We start from the raw sequence: 19,593 nt of genomic DNA on the forward strand, positions 1-19,593 counted from the left end.
TAATGAAGAATATACTGAGAATATCAGGTGAGATGCATGCGCAACTGCGTGCACACCTTCATCCCGGCGACTTTAAAGAAGCAATAGCATTTGCGCTTTGTGGCAGGCTATGTACAAGTACCCATAATGGGCTGCTTGTACATAAACTCCTTTTGATACCGCATGATCTGTGCATTAGGAAAGGTGATTTTATCGAATGGCCCACTGATTATATCGACGATTTAGTGGACGAAGCTGTTGAGAAAGATATGGGCATATTAAAGATCCATTCACACCCCGATGGTTATGACGACTTTTCGGATCTGGATGATGAATCTGATAGAATTCTATTTCCTTCGATATACGCATTAATGAATGAAGAAGCTCCACACTTTAGTGCAATCATGTACTCTGATGGAGGTATCAAGGCAAGAGTTGTACATGTCGATAATGAATTTCAGCCAGTAGACAAGGTTTCGGTGGTTGGAGATCAGGTACTGATATTTGGTACCCTAGAAAATGGTGGTAACGTGGAGGCGAACCTAAGAAATATGCAGACTTTTGGTCCGGGAACAACTAACCTGTTAAAGTCATTAACGATAACGGTAATTGGTTGTTCCGGAACAGGGAGCATTGTTATCGAACAATTGGCTAGGCTGGGAGTCGGCAAACTGGTTATTGCTGACCCAGATCAGATCGAACTGAAAAACCTGAACCGGATTCTCAATTCCAGTTATAGCGATGCAATAAATGGTGCCGAAAAAGTGGCAGTGATGCAAAGGGCAATTTCTGCCATGGGATTTGATACAAAAGTTATTGCTTTCGGTTCACTGCTACAGGAAGACGCAGCTTTAATTGAAGCGGCAGTGATGAGCGACTTTATTGTAGGGGCTGTTGATTCGATAGAAGGACGTAGTATCCTGAACACTATTTCCACGATGTACTTGGTTCCGTACATCGATATGGGCGTTAAGCTGGTTACCGATAAAAAAGGAGGGATTGATGAGATTTCAGCCTCTGTACATTATCTGCAACCTGGAAAATCTTCTTTGCTCAGCCGGGGTGTTTACACTCTTAAAGAACTTGCCGCCGAGGGCTTGAAAAGGACCAATCCTGAGATGTACGATGAACAGCGAAAAAATGGATATGTTGTAGATGTAAATGTAGAAAGTCCTGCGGTAATACCGATCAATATGCAAACGGCCTCGCTTGCAGTGCTAGAATTTTTAGCTAGGTTACATCCTTACAGGTATGATCCCAATGCCAGGTTTGCCCAGACAAACATTTCCATTAGCGATTGGGAAATCTGGCATGAGGTTGAAGGGCCTGATGATCCTTATCTTAAAAAACTCGTTGGAAGAGGAAATATGAAACCGATGTTAAATTCTCCTAATTTGAACGAATTATGGTAATGAGATTTCTATTGTCGATAAAGGCTTTTCTCCTTGGACTATTCAGAACAGAACAGCTCATACGGAATAAATATGTTGAAATTATTCCCGAAGAGTTACGCCCCGGATTCTTATATGTTGAAGGTGATGGTTATAAGAACCAATTTGCATCGCTGCTCTGTCCATGTGGCTGTAACGAGGACATAAACCTTAACCTGGAGCCCGATGAAGATCCTTGCTGGTCATTGAGTGCTGGAAACTTGACCGATCTATCGCCCTCTATCTGGAAAAGCAACAATTGCAGGAGCCATTTTTTTATCAAAAAAGGTAAGGTAAAATGGTGCCCTGACAATAACCAGTAAAACAAAAGGGCTGCCATTCGGCAGCCCTTTTGTTTTTATCTAAAAACTTATTTTATATATTAATTGTGTAATGTGAATACGCAGTCTTAGGATCATGCTTAATCGTCAAATCCTGAGCTGGTGAAAAGTCAATCACGGTAATAGGAGTTTCAAATTCGATATGAGGAAATTTAGGGCATGATTTTTCATATTGCTCCAGCCTATTTATGTATTCTTTTGAGAATCCTAGGGATTCAAGTGCTGCAATTTTATCCATTTTGGTTGGTGTTTCTGATTTGACTTGATTTAAATATAGTATAATTTTCAGAAATAAACATTTTGTAAAAGTTGGCATTTTCAAACGTCCAGTATAAGAACGCCCAAAATCGACGAATTGTTCTTGCCAATCCCTCAATATTCTCAGGATGTGTAATCTTTATTTTGCAGACGTCCCATGCTACTTCTCTTGTGATCCCGCGACTGTGCGTTTTCCACTGACCGTGATCGCATAGGTTTTTCGCGATAGTCTGCGCTCGCTCTTTCTTATCTTCATCCAAAACTGGACGCCCATCTGAATGCAAATCCCAATCTTTAAACTTGTAACTGTATAGATAATCTGTAACCAATTCGATTGAGTAGTCACTACTGTTTACTGCATTACCAATCTCCTTGGCATCAATTCTGTTTAAGACTTGAAGATCTGTCCATAATGGTGACTGACCTTTTGCGATCAGTTCTTCTCCTCTGGCCTGGATTTCTTTAATTAAGGTCAAGACTGATTGAGCTGGCACGAAATTTCCATCTGCGCCTCTAACCTGGGGATCTATGGGGCCGATTGTTGCCCGGCTATCCATAATAATCTCATCGCCTGACATTGCCCAAATCGTTCCGGCGCTCATTGCCATACTTGGGATAATGAATGAAACCTTATCAAATCTCGGTCTTAAGTGATTTACAAATCGCGCTACCTGCTCCGCTGACCCTCCTGGAGTAACAATCAGTACGTCGATTTCCTTGGCTTCCGCTGGAACCATAGATACCATTTCGGAAAACGGCAGATCATCTATTTGTTCAATTGATCGGGAACCTGGCAAAGCGGCGTTGGTAATATTCGCTATGTAACAAATCAATGGCCTCTTCCGAACCTTAGCAATATCGCCAATAGCCCTCTTGAGCTCGTCGACAATATTGATATTAAGCGCAACATTCGGCTGGGTGACGATTCCAATAATACTTTCGTATTCCCTACCATCCGCCATATTATCCAGCAGCGAATCTATTCTCTTAATAGAAATTGTTACCGAACTACCAGTACCGTTGGTTTTTTGTGATTGAGATTTATTATTGGTTTTACCGTAGCCCATAAAAGTTTTGCAATAATAGCAATTTATAATCAACTATTAAACAACTGGTTTTACTGCTTAAGCTCCAAAATCAGATAAACTAGATTTGATAACGTCTTCGAAAAATGAAGGATCCCCTAAAAGTTGGAGTCTGACTGAGTATCTAGCTTACTTATATGGAGGTCATTGACGAAAGTACTGAGTATTAAGAATTACAAGTCACACAATACGGGGCATTTTTTTTAAGAACAAATCCAGACTCCATAGATAGGTTAAGGGGATTGGATAGCTGAGCCACTTGATCCAACTTTAGCTATCTGTTAAGATATTTTCGAAAAATCAAACAGATCTTTTGCGTCAACTTTTAAAAACTTCGCATATGTAGCTACATGACTAATGCTTGTATTAATCTGACCTAACTCAGTCCTAGCTATCTGGCTTTGGGAAACTTCGGTGAGTAAGGATAGCTGTTCTTGAGATAGACCTTCGCTTTCTCTTACCTGTTTAAGTCTTTTTCCAAATTTTTTTATAAAATCTTCGTCCTTTAAATACTTCACAGAACAAATAGACATTTATAAAGTAAAAGTTTTAATAGCAAATTTGCTATTAAAACTTTATTTCTCTAAATTAGCTTCATAAAGAAATAAATGAACGAATAATAAGATTGCAGTTCTATAATTGGTAAAGGAATTGCTAACAAGCCTCGCAACTAAATCTGACAGTTTATTCCCGCGAGCGTAAGTTGAGCAACCAAAACCCTATATTTGCTATAGGGTTGGTGCTCGCTTATGTCTTTTGTGGGACCCCTTCTGAAAGGAAGGGTGGCTTTGTCAGAGCCAAGTTACATTAGACTAAGTGGGTTGCCAACCCTATTGTGCTAGGCAGCCACTTGTTGAGGCTTATTTAATATTAAAATTAAATGAGATCAATATGAAAACACCAACCTTATCCGTTGAATTTCGGCATGGTACAGCGTTCAGCAAATTGATAAGCGAACTGTCGGAAAAATTTCAGCCTCTGCAAATCTTTTGTTTTTACAAAAGAAGTTCTCAGGACACAAAGCTAAGCTGTTTTGTTAATGAACACGCCAGTTCAAGTTATGAATACGGCCTCTTGCTGGTTACCGCTACAGCAACACGTATTGACTACGAGGTACAGGATTATGCCAATTCACAGTTTGCTGCTGGCACGATAACAGTCATCTGTCATGGCAATCAGTCCATATGGGAAGCAATAGATGCCAATAGTCGTTTCTTTAAAGCGATCTTTACCGATGGCGAACTGTTGTACAGCCATGACGGCCTACTGGTGAGACCCTATGTCCAGCCTTACGATCCTGTAAACGCTGGGAGAAAAGCGCTAAAGCATTATAACCATAGAATGCCTTTGGCAGAGGGGTTTTTAACAGGTGCTGCGCAATGCCTGGCAGCAGAAAGCTATAATATCTCAGTTTTTATGCTGCACCAAACAGTTGAACAGCTATGTATCCTTTTGATCAGGGTGCACATTGCCTATCGGTCTGAATTCCATAACCTGAGCCGGCTGCTCCGTCTTTGCCAATCCTTCTCCGAATTACCATATAAAATGTTTTTCGAATCAGCAGAATCACGAAGATTATTTGAAGTCCTTTCCAGAAGTTATTCGGCTGCAAGGTATAAAGATGATTTCTCGGTCTCACGGAAAGATGCGGAAAGCCTGTTTACACTGATAGAATCTTTCGTTGCAGTTGCAAAATCGATGTGCGAAAAAAAAATAGAAATGCTTGAAGAGCAAGCCACCTCTTTTGCTGTTTCGGAGCAAACAGCAAAAGAGGTGGCCTGAAATCCTGGCTACAGAAAATTAGACTATAAAACCTTATTCAACATTTATTGCGATGAAAAACCTAACCGAAAACCACACAAAAAACAGGATCGTTTATCTCGACAATGATGAGATTGCTGATCCTTGCAAAGTCATAAACCTTTTTTTTGATGCGTGCTCGCTACCTGAGCATCTCGATACACTGAGAGAGTGGCGTGATGACGTTGCTTTTGGAACCGGTCACACAAGAAAAAGAAGTCCGGACAACCTCCTTTTTGACTATGAACTGACGGTTAGACTCGTCGAGGCAGCATGGCTTTTAAAAGGTCAGAAAATCGGAAAACTAAGTATTGATAAGGAAAGTAGCAAGGTTGCGAAATGGTATATCAGAGCAGAGAAAAAAAAGTTTGGCCATTATCCCAGAAACCTTGATTGTAGGGAGACGTTAAAACCCTCATTGGTACTGAAAAATATTTTCAAACCTTACAACGTAACAGAATACCGAAAAATCTTGAACAAGTGGCTTTATGATGCGCTGAGCATGAATTTTCTAGAAGAAAGCCATTCAAAGTATGAGGTTATAACCGTTTATGAACAACTGGTGAAATTGTTTGAAGCCACGTGGCTGATCAAACAACGGTTTAAATATAGATAAGCAATCAGCTTCAGGGAGTAAGCATCCTCCATAATAAGTTCTAAAGCAATAAAGCGCTTGCTTTTCTATTGCAGTATTTTTTAAGAAGATCGACCCTGTTTCATCAATAAATTTTCCTGAGCAATGAGAGCTTTGTCGTAAACAGCGAGAGGTGAACAGGCGGGAGGGGTGGTGAGCTGGCAGTTCACAGGCCGCAAATGCGCGCGGGGAATCCGGTCGATATTCTGAACGGTTTTATCTGTTAAGCCCCTGACTTTGCCCACGCCGTTTTTTTCTTTTCCTTTTTTCAGAAACCCCAATGGAATAGACCTCTTGAACAGAAGGATAAACAGGCTCCATCATCAACTGCGCAAAACCGGAAACCCTTTTTTCAGCTACCTTCAGCACCTGACTTGCGGAGCTGAACAGTCCCGCTGCGATTTCCTTGGCCAGTTCATTCACTATCTGACGTTGTTCTCTTTGCTTTGCAGGGCTCGTTTCCAAAAGGGCCAGTTGCTCCTTCTGATCAATACTGCCGTTTTTCAGGATATTGGCATAGGAAAATGTTTCGTCCAGTTTCCTATCAAAAGCAAATAGTCCATCAAAAAGAGTTTCGCCCGACTGCTTGAAAGCCACGCGGTCAAACTGGCCCAACTTTTTTGAATGCTCTATATTTCTTCCCCTGGAATTGTTCATCGGGCTGAGCTTGATCCTATTGGATACGTCCCTACGGCTAACGATGATCTGGATGTGCATCTGTTTGCCAGCTTTGATTTCCCCCCGTTTTTTCTCCCCGCTGATGACCTCTTTGTCTTTATAGGTATAATACCGGTTATGTTCTATCTTGCCAAACCACAAAAGGTCTTTCGACGAGTTGATTCCTTCACGCTTGAAGTTCTGGGCATATCCATCCATCACTTTTTCAGCGTATAGCTTTAAGCGCTTTTTCATTCCTTCCTTTCCAAATTCTTTTAACAGGTATTTTAGTTCCTTTTGACTTGGGCTGATGTTGATCAGGAAAAACTTTGCATCCGTTTTACCGAGTTTTGCATTATTGCTATCGATGACATTTCTGACCTCATAAGGTTCAATGGTCTTCGAATTATTGTTGAACCAATACTCAGGCCCATCCATTTCATCAAGCCTGTTTTCCTTTTCCAGATAACTGACCAGCTCCCCGCTGCTACCCTTATTATTTGCGGTAACGCTGTCAGTGATATTGATGTACATTCTAAAGCAGGTCTATCTGTTTTAGGAAGCGACCGGCCAGGTCTTCCTTTTCCCTGGATGAGCTCATCATACCCAAAGTATCCCGTTCCCTGATATAGCTGTTCAGGATAAACAGGAATTTTTGTTTCAGCCTGTCCTTAGTTTCAGATCTACTGATCATACCAGCCACAGCCGTGTTAAGGGCAGTGAGCATTTTCACCTGATCCTGTTGGTTTGTAATGACCAGTTTATTATGCCTCAACACCTGTTGATCAAAGCAGTCCCTAATCTCTTTTAAGCTTTCAGCTATCCAGAGTCCATCTTTTTTGATGGGGATAAGCAGATCTTTTTCCTGCGTCCTGATAAACCCAATATATTCCTTCTGTCCTCTAAGTATCGTATTCTTTAAAAGCTCGTCATTGAGATCAAGCGGATCTTTTTTGCTGCGGTAGAAATAATCAAGCATCTGCGAGAATACCTGCCGCTTGGGCCTCCCTAGTTTCAGGGCTATCTTTTCGAATTTGGCATCATCCTGAACCGAATACTTTACCGTTCTTAAAGTTTCTTTCATTGCATCTGATTTTTTCTAAAAGCCAGGATCAATACCAAAAAGAAAAGTGACTTCACTGGCAGTGATGGGATCATAGCTCGGTCTGTAAGTAATAAAACCCTGTTTCACAAGTTCCCTCATACATTTATGATAGGTAAAAAAGGAGCGGATTGCAGATAGCTGCATTAGTTCCCGCCTGGTCACCCTAAAAGACTGTAGCCCACCCTGCAACCTGCAACAGAATACCATTGCAGCAAACAGACTGGTATGCGTTGGCAGTATAGTATCATTGTTGCTGCACCTTGTCAAAAAATGCCGCTGTACAAGATCAGTATCGATCATAGTTTTTCCCCCCTTTCCAGTAATCTTTCAATATCGGCATAGGAATAATAGTGAATGCCTCCTATTTTCCGGAATGGGATAGTCCCTTTGATCCGCAGGGATTGTAAGGTTCCCGGTGAGATATGCAGCAGCTCCCTTACCTGTACGCTCCTGAGCCAGCGATTTTGCGAATAATCGTTTGTGCCAGCAAGGTTTAATTTCTTCAGTTCTGAAAAAAGTTCGGACTTAAATAAGGCAAGATCCTCTTTGGTAATCAAATCAAGTGTAGTCATAAGTTTAATATTTTGAAGCTTTATCGGTTTCAATAACCTCTATCGTGTAAGATGTTTTAAAGTTATGGACGGCACCAGCAACATTATGGGTACTCCTTAGGTACTTCCTATGTTTTTATGTTGGCTAAAGGCTTATTTTTACCTTGATGAGCATAATCAATGTCTTCTCAGATAAGATAACAGGTTATTTTATCTAACACACCGGACGTAGGAAAGCGACACCTTAAGTGCATTCTGTATATTGCATATAACTTATCGAGGCATTCCTTTGGGAATTCTCTTTTCGTAACTGATAGCACCTCAACAATAGCAGAGAACCCCTGGAGGGTTCTCTCAACCCCGTTTGCAGCGCAGACGGCAAGCAAAGTAGGGCTCTGCCCAACTTCCGCTTGTTCCTTTTTCTGAAATGAAAAAGGACTTTCTGCATGGCCAATAATCCCCTCAAAGCGCCAACTCTCCACTATAATGTGATACTATCCGCAGTTTGCTTAATGTTATTTTATACCGGTTCTGACCACCAGACGAGGCTTCCTTTCTGAGGATGGTAGGAGGGCTGGTATCTGATATACATAAATGCTATCAGTTCACCCATACGCTTATGATAGGTCGCGACTGATGCTATTTTAGAGTAGGCCATTAGTTTTCTGCACGTAACCGAAAATGGCTGCCGAAAGCCGCTCCGCTGCCAGCATATAAATATTGCATTGAGGATACTGATATGGGTGGACAGCAGTCTGCTGTCCGAACCCATGATGATAATTCTTGAGATGAAGAAGTCTTCTGTTGATTTCCTTTCGGTACCGATCATTCTTTGCCCTCCAGAAGCTTTGTTATATCCTCCATTTTATAATACATCATGCCCCCAATTTTGGTATAACATAATGTTCCATTGATCCGCAGGTTCTGTAATGTGCCTGGTGAAATGTTCAGGAGCTTCCGTACATCTGCACTCTTTAACCATTGTTTGTTTTCGCACTGCCCCGGGCCGATGAGCTGCCTGATCTCATTGAGCATTTCTGTTTTGAGGTTTTTCAAATCCTCTTTGGTAATTAATTCTACATTCATTTTTCCTCCTTGGTTAATTAACGGAAAAGCCGCACTTTCCGCCACGTTCTTTTTCCTCCAACAAAGAAATGATAGTGAAATGCCTTTTCGTTACCATACGGCACTGCGTGGTAACTTGGTAAGGTCTAAGTTTAAATTTTATTGATGCAAAATTATCCGGTACCAATTGCTATCAATTAATACATTTGGATATTTCCTATTGAGAAAGATCGTTAATTTCTTTTTTTTTACCCCTTGATCTCAAAAAGATGTTGATCTGAAGGTATGGACGCTGAACGACTACCTGGATTTCGTCTGTCTTTTGGGAAATAACGGCGTACGCGGTTAAAGTCGATCTCTTCGTGGTCTTCACGGAAGTATCTACATATTAGTTTGACCCATACAATGGGAAATTCAGCGAAGGTTATTTCCTTACCCGAAGGAAGTTTGATGTCCTGCATCTGTATACACAGATCAAGAAAACTCAGAAGCCCGCCTTTGGGGATATTTATATACTGTTGGGTTTCCAGTCCTGTAGCTTTCTGTAGATCTAACTTTAACATAGCTACCTGCTTATTGAGAGCGAGGATTTCAGACTCCTGTTTTGCAATGACAGAATCGTTGGACTTATGGATGTTCCATCTGTCCAGAGCTACCAAGATTGTTGTGAATTTTTTGAGATGTTCCAGCTCTCGCTGAGTTCTTATATGGTTTGCACTGTAGATATCCTTATTGGTTAGGACCTTCAGTTGTCTTTCGATAAGTTCCCAAAGGTTTTTGAAGAATTTTTCTTCATTGCCATTCTTATCACTGATTAAATAATACTCAAGGTGGTAAATGTAGAATTCTTTTAGGCGGGTTTCCGGTATGGAAAAAAGTCTTTTAAAAAAATGTTTTAAGAAGTGACCCTGGGCCCAGGTTATTGGGTTGCCAATGTCCAGGGTATCTTTTGTGAAATCAAATCGGTCACGCAGCTTGAAGTAGTTAATTGTCATATTTTCCAGGTTTAACCAAAAATAGTTTAATATATTGAGGACGCTATCTAACATAATTGCCTTATTGGCAATAGGAGCCAAAACAATTTGTTCAGATATATCCGGTAAGAATCGTCACATTTAATGTGAAGAGCTTTACTCCTTGAGAGAGTAATGGTTGGTTTTTTTGCAAATGAACTGCGAAAAAAGGGGTTTGGTCATATAAATCAGCGGGTTGGTGTAAAATTTTTCAAGCGAATTCATTCAAAAGAGACATTAGGATGATCAAAAATTAACCTCAGATGATGTGCACAAATAGCCTCTCATTTCCCGATTTCGTTGGTAATTCTCTAGCCTGCTGTCAAGCTTCACAAATCCGCTATAGACCTCCTGGAATACAAACTTAAAACTATCTAAATATACATCGAACTGCCCCTGAACGATTTTGCTCTTGGCAGTTACGGACTGGTACACTTTGAATCCCGTTGTGATATCTGTGGCCTTTCCCAAATTGGTCGATCTTCGTTGCTGGCCATGTCATCTGAATATGCTCACAATACTAACCAAACTATAAATGAAATACCGTTTTTTATTGTTCTTTGCAATAGCGCTGAATATCCTGTTCATGTGCGCTGCATTTCCGCAGGCTTCATCGAGCCTGAATAATTTTGACCTTAAAAAAATGTTGCCAACCTCGCCGGAGGCTGCAATGCTTGGGCGCTTCGGGGATATCCCTATTGGCTATTATACAGGCACGGCTGACATTTCCATACCTTTTTACACCATCAGGGAATCGAATGTAGAAATCCCTGTCGTCCTGCGCTATCATGGTTCGGGCATAAAGGTTGAAGATGAAGCCAGCAACGTCGGACTGGGGTGGAGCCTGGAGCCGGGAGGATCCATTATAAAGATCATTAGCGGCAAGGAAGACCCTGTAGATGGAGACTATTTGCCTATCCGGGATGCCACGGGTTATAGCTTTTTAAAAAGCCACAGTATCCAAGGGGTTTATAACGAGCGTAACAGCCTGGACCTTTGGCCATGTAATACAACCTATTCAGGTGATAATTTTCAAACTATTGCCTTTCTTGAACAAAATGAAGGGCAACCTGACATCTTTCAATATAGTTTTGCCGGCTATTCTGGAAAGTTTTATATCAATCCTGAGACTCACAACATTGTACTGATCGATAAAAGTGCAGATATAGAGTTTATTTACAATGCCCCTACAGGCTGGGTAGCCAAAACGATGGATGGCAATAAATTCTATTTTAATTCAATGGAAAGGGCTACGCCCAATTACATGCTGTATGACAATTCCAGCCTGACTTTTAAATTGACGAAGGTTGAAGTGAATAATGGCAAAGAAATTAACCTTTCTTATGTGGACGGCTTTTACACCAATTGGTCCTATTCTGAAAGTTACCATTCCGAGTACCCGTTAAGTAACGTGCCCGGTTTTGTTGAGCATACTAGCTCGACCCCGATGCATTACACAAAAACGCTTAAAACAATTTCAACCGGTGAGGTAATCGTCGAGTTTAACCTTGAGGATCGTGATGACCTTGATGGAGGCAACACCCAGGGAATAGCCGGTCATAAAAGGATTGCTTCAGTCGATATCAAGGATGCGCAAACACTGCAAAAAAAGAAATCATTTACGTTAACATATGACTACTTTAACTCCGGTTTTGTAGGAGGGAGTTACAAAGGTAACAATAGTGGAAATCTGGTTTATGCCCCGACAGATACCAAGCGATTGAAACTGCTTTCAGTCCGCGAATACGGTTACAATGAATCGGGTCAGGCTATACCTGCACAGCCATATATTTTCTCCTATGATGAGAGTGTGCAGTTGCCCTTGAAAACCTCTTTTGCAAGAGACTTCTGGGGATATTATAACGGGCAGAACAACACCAAACTGATTCCGGATTTGTCTTTCTTCTATTATTCTGGTGATACGGATTATGGCAGCAGTCCCCAGGGAACAATTGAAGCTATATTAACGCCAAATGGTGCGCAATACCTGAATTCAAATCCCCAGGATGTCTCTGCTGGCATTATCAGTGGGCTGCAGGGTGCCGTACGCGCTCCGGATTCTACGAAAATGAAAGCTGGGCTTCTTAAGCGGATTACCTATCCCACAGGAGGCTTTACCACATTTGAATATCAGGCTAATGATTTTAATAACCATGTGTACCCCGATGTTGAGCGTGCAATTACCGCCACCCAGCAGAAATATGTAAGTGATTATAACAGGACCTCCGATGTAAATAGTTTTACCTTCAGCTTGCCTAATTCACAAAACGTAACTTTTAACAATATTATAACTAGGGGCCCAAACACAGCCCTTAGCTTCTTTGACCTTCAGCCTTCGACTATTACTTTAAGTAAAACAGTGGGGGGGGTAACTACTGTCATCAAGACCTGGCAGATGTTTTATCCGGGTGAATATGACACCTTTAATAATGATGGGACTTTTCAGTGGACCGAAGCGATAAACCTGCCCTATATTGCAGGGGCACAGTATACCGTATCGACCTATCTTCCCGACGCGTTAGGTCCCCAGGAATCATTCCCGAACCTTGCCTCAGTATCTTCTAATTTTAGCTATCAGAATTCAGGGATCAGTAATTATACTAGCAGTTATGGCGGTGGGGTAAGGGTCTCGTTGATCAAAAATTATAGAGGAGAGGGCGAGCTGGCGTCATCAAAAAAGATAAGCTATCTTAGAGAGGACAATATTACCTCGGGGAAAATAATGTCTGAAGTGAAGCCTCTCTATAAGCGCCGGATGAATGCGGTCCATCAACTGAGTGATGTTTCAAACGGTACACTTTCTGTACAGCTAAAAAACACGGATGTATGGTTTATATCTTCTGAGAGTGCAGTGCCGCTATCCACTGCAGCCAGTGGAAACCCTGTGGGATATTCACGGGTAGTGGAGACAGAAGTAGCACCTGGTGGTGCGATAAATGGTAAACACATCTACAACTACATTAATGTGGAAAGTGACTCCCGGCCCACGGTTCCTGACAATCCTTATGGATTAAATGGTAAGCTGGAAAAGGAAGAAATTTATGCGAATAATTCACCATTGCCCATAACTGAGGTAAGTTATAGCTATATCAACAAGCAGACTTCGTCATTTTCCAACTTTAAGGTTATGCCTGCCAATGTTGGGGACAATCCATGCAGCATTCCAATGAACTTTGATCCTGAACTGGTTTATAAATACAGTATTGTTGCCTATCCAATCCTTTCTAACTGGTATGTCTTATCGGGAAAGCAAACTAAACAGAACTTTGCTAGTGGGCCTGTCATATCCCACGAGGATTATACTTATAATTCTAAAGGACAACAGGTTAAGGTTGAAACAATAAACAGTGAGCTGAACAAGAAAACAATCACCAGTATTTATCCTGTCGATAATCCTTCGGATCCCATGTCGGCTCAATTGATCAGCAAGGGTTTATTCGATCACATCCAGGAGCAAAAAACGCTCTTGAACGACAATACTGAGCTTTCTAAAAGCAACGTTAACTACAGGTTGGAAAACGGTCAGGCCGTGAGAAGCGACGTTGTTACATCTTTTGGTGCTGCTGCGGGGGTAACGGATATTACCTTTGATAAATACGGGAATTATAAGACTGTACTCCAGTTTACCCAGAAAGGCGCTCCGACGAGTTTACTATGGTCTTTCGGCTATTCAAAGCCAATCGCAGAAATCAAAAACGTCACTTTCCCGATACTAGAGGCTGTTCTTGGGGCTACTGCGATCCAGGACTTTGCCAATCTTCTCAGTCCAACGCCTGCGCAGATTAACAGCTTCTTAGCGCCTTTGAGGGCTAACCCGATCAATCCGGCAATAAAAGATATCCTGGTTACAAGTTTTACCTATAAGCCTTTAGCCGGCATTGCCAGCCAGACGGATGCAAACGGGAAGACTACCTACTATGAGTATGATAGTTTCCAGCGGTTAAGCGTGGTTAAGGATCAGAATAATAATATCATTAAGACCTATTGCTACAATTATGCTGGCCAGTTGACAGACTGTAATTCTTCGGCGGGAGGAACGACACCCTCGGGTCCGGTGCAGGTTTATGCACGGGTAGAGGTGCTGAACCCAAGCTGGAGTGCACCAATTGACGGTAGTACGGCAGAAGCCGATATCTATGTTGCCCTTTATAGTGATGCAGCCTGTACGCAACCTGTTTCATTGCCCCAGGGCATTAATGTGGACGTTAGTACTACAGGTACTTATTTTTACAACAATTACTCATCCACTTCCAGCTCGACGAATACCTATAGTATTCCGGCCAATACCAACCGCATGCTACTTGGGCGTTATGTGACCGATTCCTGGTATTCTTATTATGATCCATACTATGGCACGATCATCAATTCGGAAAACTACACCTACCAGGTGGAGGACAACGGTGCAAATGTTTATTTCCCATCACCAACTTATTAGAAAACCATGAACAAACATTTATATTTCCCTTTACTGGTACTGTTACTGAGTGTTACAGGGTTATCAGGAACATTTGGCCAGGAAGCCGCCAAGAGCAAAAAAGAAAGAGAAGAAACCGTTGGCAGGGAACTGGGCCTGGATAAAGATAAATCTGCCAGGTTGGTGGAACGGCAGGAGAAATACCGTGTGCAAGTAACGGCTGTGCTGCAGGATACCAGCCTGCGCCCCCAGCAGCGCAGTGCGAGGTTAAAGGCCCTTGCCCAGGAACATAGGGCCGCGCTCAACATACTTCTGACTCCCCAGCAGCGGGAAAAGATGTCTGCAGCGCTTGCAAGTAGAAATGGGGCCAGGTTGGCAGCGCACCGTAAAGAAATCGAATCCAGGCTCCCTGCGAAAAATGGCAAAAGATCGGCACTGGACAGCACCAATGTAAAAACGAAGAATTAAACGCCTCTCCAGATGAAAAGAAGAATAAAAATTTCCAGCATATTCACGGGGTTGTTACCCTTATTTGCAATCCTTACAGCCCAGGCGCAGCTTTCGGTAAGTTATTCACCCTCCACACAAAGTTATGGTACGGGCAGTGCAATTACTATCCTGTCACCCAGCGTAAGCGGTGGGACTGCATCGGCGGGCGGGCAGACCACGACTAGTTTTGTGAGCAGCAATTTATATAACCCGCTGAATACCGCAGTGGATGCATCAGGGAATGTATACATCGCCGATTCGGACAATAACCAGATCAAAAAGGTAACTGCGCTGGGGGTGGTAACTACCCTTGCGGGTTCTACTTCTCCGGGGTCTACAGATGGAACGGGTAGTGCTGCCCGCTTTCAGCACCCTTCGGCATTGGCGGTTGATGCCGCAGGCAATGTATTTGTATCCGACCAGCAGAACCACAAGATCAGGAAGATTACCCCATCAGGGGTAGTGACTACTTTTGCGGGCAGCGGTTCCCCGGGCTTTGCCAATGGTACAGGTACGGGTGCAAGCTTTTACAGCCCGATCGGGCTGGCTTTTGATGCTTCGGGCAACCTGTATGTGGCGGATTATTCCAACCATAGGATCCGGGTCATTACCCCATCAGGGGTGGTGAGTACCTTTGCAGGTACGGGCAGTGCAGGCTCAAGTAATGGCAGCGCTTTATCGGCCACCTTTCGCAACCCGATGGGGGTAGCGGTGGATGCCTCGGGCAATGTTTATGTGGCTGACCGGTTAAACCACATGATCCGTAAGATCAGCGGGGGGACGGTAAGCACGGTTGCCGGTAACGGATCGATGGGTTCGGCCAGTGGTTATGGCACCTCGGCTACTTTCCAGTACCCCAATAACCTGGCCATAGATGCCTCGGGCAATATCTATGTGGCCGATCAGCAGAACAATATGATCCGCAGGATCGATGTTTCGGGTTATGTTTCGGCCTTTGCGGGTACAACCTCTTCTGGGTCAATCAACGGTACCGGTTCCGGGGTAAGGCTAAATTCCCCCTATGGTTTGAGTATTGATAGCCAGGGCACGCTTTATGTGGCAGAGACGGGCAATCAGGATGTGCGCAAGATTGCTACGGCTGCTTTTGTGGTGGCCCCGATGCTGCCTGCAGGACTAAGCTTTAATAATTCGGACGGAAATATCAGCGGGGTGCCCACTACGGCAACGGCCACTGCTAGTTATTACGTTACAGCCTATAACAGCACTTACGCCAGTTCGGCCTTTGCGCTGAATATTACGGTAACGGCAGGTACTGCTTCGGGCATCCAGCCGAGCGGCAACCAGAATTATGTGTTAGAGACTACGGTACGTCAGGAAGGGATAACCAGCCTTTCGCAGGTGGGGAGTTTGCCTATTGAGCAGGCGAACCGGACGGTGAGTTACTTTGACGGGCTGGGGAGGCCCATGCAAACTATACAGGTACAGGCAAGCCCTGGTGGTAAGGATATTGTACAACCCATGGCTTATGATGCTTATGGCCGGGAAGCGGTGAAATACCTGCCTTATGGGGCAAAGAGCGAGAATAATGGCGCCTATAAAACAGATGGGCTAACCCAACAAGGGAACTATTATACTACATCCAATGGCAGTACTACCGGCTGGGATGGGAATGTGGTGAAAACCCCGGTACCATACAGCGTGACGGTTTTTGAACTTTCGCCTCTGAACCGGGTGGAGCAGCAGGGGGCTCCCGGAGCTGCCTGGCAACCGGTAACCGGCCGTACGGTGGTGAGCGAATATGGGACCAATGTGGCCAGTGACGTGCGGAAATGGGTGGTGAGTGGTACAAGTGCCTCGGCTGGTTATTATGAAGCGGGTAAATTGTACCGGACAACGATAAAAGATGAGAACTGGACATCGGGGGATGGAAAGATGGGGACTACGGATGAGTATAAAGACCTGGAAGGAAGGGTAGTATTGATGCGCGTATGGGAAACAGGTACGAAAAGCCTGAATACTTATTATGTATATGATGATTTGGGGAACCTGCGTTATGTACTGCCTCCGGCAGTCAACTTGAACACGGACAGGTTATCTGGCGAGATCACTGGTTTCTACGAATCGGATGCGGTATTTACCGACTTCATCTATGGCTACCATTATGATGGGCGTAAACGGTTAACCGAGAAAAAGATCCCGGGCAAGGACTGGGAATATATGGTATACAATAATCTTGATCAGTTAGTATACACTCAGGATGGGGTACAGCGTCTAAACCACCAATGGAGTTGGACAAAGTATGATGCTTTTGGACGGATAATCATAACCGGGTTGGAGAACAATAATACTATGAGCAGAGCAATGCTCCAGGATAATTACATTAATATGATGACCGGTCCGCTCTGGGAAGAACGAACCACGACAAGAGCAGATGGATACACGGTACGCACACATCCAATGGCCGGCGAGGAATACGCCAATATCGTATATTTAACAGTGAATTTTTATGGTAGTTATGATTTTCCTGACAACGTTTTTGGACAACCCTCAGGCGGACAGGTTGATGCGGCAGGAGTAAAGGCGCTACTAACAGGAAGCAAGGTAAAAAATCTGGGTACTGGTACGATGCTCTTGAGTGTAAACTACTATGATGCGGAAGGAAGGTTGATTACAACCAAAAGTGAGAATCATCTTGGAGGAAGCGATGTAGTAAATAACGAGTGGAACTTTGATGGCAGCTTAAAAAACAGGACGAGGGTGCATTTAGGCAATGGGACTACTACGACAATTGTGAACCGTTACACTTACGACCAGGTGGGAAGGAAAAAAAAGACCAGGTCACAGATAAACGGGGGTACAGAGGTAACGCTTTCAAGTCTAACTTATAATGAGATTGGGCAACTGATCGATAAAGGGCAGCATAGTACTGATGACTTCAACTTTGCACAGCATACCGGTTATACCTATAATGAACGGGGTTGGCTCACTGGTCAGAGCAGCGGGTTGTTTACACTCAGTCTCGGTTATAATAGCGGTAGCAGCCCGCAGTACAATGGCAATATCTCCAGCCAAACTTATACCAATGGTGGAGCATCGAATACTTTTAATTACACTTATGATAGGCTGAACCGTTTAACGGTTTCAACCGCTGGCAACAGTTTGGGTGAAAGCCTAAGTTACGATGTGATGGGCAATATCAAGAGCCTCTACAGGGATGGTTACAGTACCAATACCTATAGTAATTATGCCGGTAACCAGCTTAAAACCATCAATGGATTCACTAATGGAAACTATACCTACAACGAAAATGGTAACCTGATTATTGATGGCCCTAACGGGAACAATATCAGCTATAACTACCTGAACTTGCCTGTGCAGGTGAGTGGTAACCAGAGTGTTGATTATACTTATGATGCAACGGGTAAGAAACTGATCAAGGTAAGCGCTTTGAACGGTAGAGTTGATTACCTGGATGGGATAGTGTACAAACCCAATGGTACCATTGATTTCATCCAGACTGAAGAAGGGATTGCGCGTAACAGTAACGGAAGTTACAGTTATGAGTACAATCAGACAGATCATTTGGGTAATGTCCGCACCAGTTTCCAGAAGAACCCGGTGTCGGGTAATGTGGAGCCGATCCAGCGGGACGATTATTATGCTTTTGGGCTGAGGAAGGCTGTAAGTGGGGGAACAAATAAGTACCTTTATAATGGCAAGGAATTGCAGGAAGAGTTGGGGCAATACGATTACGGCGCCAGGTTCTATGATCCGCTTATCGGCAGATGGAACGTGGTGGATCCACTGGCGGAGAAAGATAGGAAATCAACGCCCTACGCTTATGGCTTTAACAACCCAATAAGCGTTGTTGATCCTGATGGAATGGAAGGGCAATGGATACCGAGTATTGCCAACGGCAAATTGACAGTCACTGCTGAAAAAGGAGATAATGCACAAACATTGCAGAAATTCTTAAATGTTTCTCAAAAGCAGGCTGATGCGGAATATAAAAATATCAAAGGAGGAAAAATAACACTTTCGGATAAGGTTACTGGCGTGGCTGAAATAAATGCTACTGTTGCTGATGCCGAAAATAATCCCGATAATTATAGTAATAGCATTTTCGCTAAAATTACAACAGCAGAGAATTATAACTGTTTCGCTTGTGCAATAGCAATAGCAAATGGAAATGTGCCTGATTTCAGTAAATCAGTCCCATCAAGTCAATTTAAAGCAGAAGTAAAAGGAAGTGATTTTGTTGATGTAACTGGTAAGGGAAATAATAAATTCGGAGAAACAGTTGTTAGCTTTACCAAAAAGTCTTGGGATCTAGTAAATGGTACTACGGCATCAACTAATCATGCTGCAACATATTTAGGCACTTCTCAAAACGGCACTCAATATAGTTTCAGTAAAAATGGCCTTTACGAAACTCCCAAAATTGAAACGGTTTCCTCACTGAAAAAAGAATATGGGAATATTGTAAATTATTATAATAAAAGAAAATAAAAGAATGAAAATATTCAAAATTATATCAATTAGTGTTTTCATAGTGATAATAATATTTGAGATTTATTTACTATTTATTAATAAGTTAGAGTTTGGTTATAGCCATATTTTATTAATGTCTCTTATTGCCTTTCTCCTGTTATATCGAAGTTCGATAACCTGGGGAATATTGCTTTTAATATGTCTGTATGGCATTTTTGATTTTTTTAATGCAACACATAAAAGTGTTCCAACGTTCATGAACTTTACAGCTTCATTAGGTGATTCACTTAATGAGTGGAATGGAATATTTAGACGAATAA

General features: G+C 42.8%; 15 protein-coding genes. 7 read left to right on the forward strand and 8 right to left on the reverse strand.

What is annotated here, in order from left to right; genetic code table 11:
* Positions 1-2 precede the first annotated feature (2 nt).
* Both ACFSR6_RS09150 and ACFSR6_RS09155 read left to right on the forward strand, forming a co-directional pair.
* Positions 3-1,391: a ThiF family adenylyltransferase gene (locus tag ACFSR6_RS09150; protein ID WP_379077945.1), complete on the forward strand. Its 1,389-nt coding sequence runs from the start codon at positions 3-5 to the stop codon at positions 1,389-1,391.
* Complete coding sequence (locus ACFSR6_RS09155; RefSeq protein WP_379077947.1) at positions 1,391-1,732, forward strand: DUF6527 family protein; 342 nt, start codon at positions 1,391-1,393, stop codon at positions 1,730-1,732. The genes ACFSR6_RS09150 and ACFSR6_RS09155 overlap by 1 nt, the downstream gene beginning before the upstream one ends.
* A gap of 52 nt (positions 1,733-1,784) precedes the next feature.
* On the opposite strand, the gene ACFSR6_RS09160 is transcribed toward ACFSR6_RS09155, so the two are convergent.
* From ACFSR6_RS09160 to ACFSR6_RS09170, 3 genes are all read right to left on the reverse strand, one after another.
* Positions 1,785-1,988, reverse strand: a complete 204-nt coding sequence (locus tag ACFSR6_RS09160; protein ID WP_379077949.1) for a hypothetical protein — start codon at positions 1,986-1,988, stop codon at positions 1,785-1,787.
* Entirely contained in the window at positions 1,981-3,075 is a 1,095-nt protein-coding gene (locus ACFSR6_RS09165; RefSeq protein WP_379077952.1) for an SDH family Clp fold serine proteinase, read from the reverse strand. Before ACFSR6_RS09165 ends, ACFSR6_RS09160 begins: the two co-directional genes overlap by 8 nt.
* A gap of 299 nt (positions 3,076-3,374) precedes the next feature.
* Positions 3,375-3,626, reverse strand: a complete 252-nt coding sequence (locus tag ACFSR6_RS09170; protein ID WP_379077954.1) for a helix-turn-helix domain-containing protein — start codon at positions 3,624-3,626, stop codon at positions 3,375-3,377.
* Positions 3,627-3,984: 358 nt separating this feature from the next.
* On the opposite strand from ACFSR6_RS09170, the gene ACFSR6_RS09175 reads away from it, so the two are divergent.
* Both ACFSR6_RS09175 and ACFSR6_RS09180 read left to right on the forward strand, forming a co-directional pair.
* The gene (locus tag ACFSR6_RS09175) at positions 3,985-4,875 is read left to right on the forward strand and encodes a HEPN domain-containing protein (protein ID WP_379077957.1); all 891 of its coding nucleotides are present in this window, start codon (positions 3,985-3,987) and stop codon (positions 4,873-4,875) included.
* Positions 4,876-4,927: 52 nt separating this feature from the next.
* Positions 4,928-5,509, forward strand: a complete 582-nt coding sequence (locus tag ACFSR6_RS09180; RefSeq protein WP_379077961.1) for a hypothetical protein — start codon at positions 4,928-4,930, stop codon at positions 5,507-5,509.
* Positions 5,510-5,743: 234 nt separating this feature from the next.
* Here ACFSR6_RS09180 and ACFSR6_RS09185 read toward each other — a convergent pair whose 3' ends face one another.
* The 5 genes from ACFSR6_RS09185 to ACFSR6_RS09205 all read right to left on the reverse strand — a co-directional run bounded on the left by ACFSR6_RS09185 (position 5,744) and on the right by ACFSR6_RS09205 (position 9,900).
* Complete coding sequence (locus ACFSR6_RS09185) at positions 5,744-6,718, reverse strand: DUF5712 family protein (protein ID WP_379077964.1); 975 nt, start codon at positions 6,716-6,718, stop codon at positions 5,744-5,746.
* A gap of 1 nt (position 6,719) precedes the next feature.
* Positions 6,720-7,268, reverse strand: a complete 549-nt coding sequence (locus tag ACFSR6_RS09190; RefSeq protein ID WP_379077966.1) for a BfmA/BtgA family mobilization protein — start codon at positions 7,266-7,268, stop codon at positions 6,720-6,722.
* 317 nt (positions 7,269-7,585) lie between these two features.
* Positions 7,586-7,861, reverse strand: coding sequence for a helix-turn-helix domain-containing protein (locus ACFSR6_RS09195; protein ID WP_379077968.1), 276 nt, complete (start codon positions 7,859-7,861; stop codon positions 7,586-7,588).
* Positions 7,862-8,665: 804 nt separating this feature from the next.
* Positions 8,666-8,926 carry a helix-turn-helix domain-containing protein gene (locus tag ACFSR6_RS09200; protein ID WP_379077970.1) on the reverse strand — a complete coding sequence of 87 codons (261 nt, stop codon included), beginning with the start codon at positions 8,924-8,926 and terminating at the stop codon, positions 8,666-8,668.
* A 227-nt stretch (positions 8,927-9,153) separates the two neighbouring features.
* Positions 9,154-9,900, reverse strand: coding sequence for a hypothetical protein (locus tag ACFSR6_RS09205; RefSeq protein WP_379077972.1), 747 nt, complete (start codon positions 9,898-9,900; stop codon positions 9,154-9,156).
* A 553-nt stretch (positions 9,901-10,453) separates the two neighbouring features.
* Here ACFSR6_RS09205 and ACFSR6_RS09210 point away from each other — a divergent pair.
* The 3 genes from ACFSR6_RS09210 to ACFSR6_RS09220 are packed head-to-tail and all read left to right on the forward strand — an operon-like array spanning position 10,454 to position 19,291.
* Positions 10,454-14,353 carry a hypothetical protein gene (locus ACFSR6_RS09210; protein WP_379077974.1) on the forward strand — a complete coding sequence of 1,300 codons (3,900 nt, stop codon included), beginning with the start codon at positions 10,454-10,456 and terminating at the stop codon, positions 14,351-14,353.
* 6 nt (positions 14,354-14,359) lie between these two features.
* Positions 14,360-14,800: a hypothetical protein gene (locus ACFSR6_RS09215; RefSeq protein WP_379077976.1), complete on the forward strand. Its 441-nt coding sequence runs from the start codon at positions 14,360-14,362 to the stop codon at positions 14,798-14,800.
* 12 nt (positions 14,801-14,812) lie between these two features.
* Complete coding sequence (locus ACFSR6_RS09220) at positions 14,813-19,291, forward strand: DUF6443 domain-containing protein (RefSeq protein ID WP_379077979.1); 4,479 nt, start codon at positions 14,813-14,815, stop codon at positions 19,289-19,291.
* The last annotated feature ends 302 nt before the right edge of the window (positions 19,292-19,593 follow it).

This window comes from Pedobacter vanadiisoli (assembly GCF_042684385.1).
GTDB classification, from domain to species: domain Bacteria; phylum Bacteroidota; class Bacteroidia; order Sphingobacteriales; family Sphingobacteriaceae; genus Pedobacter; species Pedobacter vanadiisoli.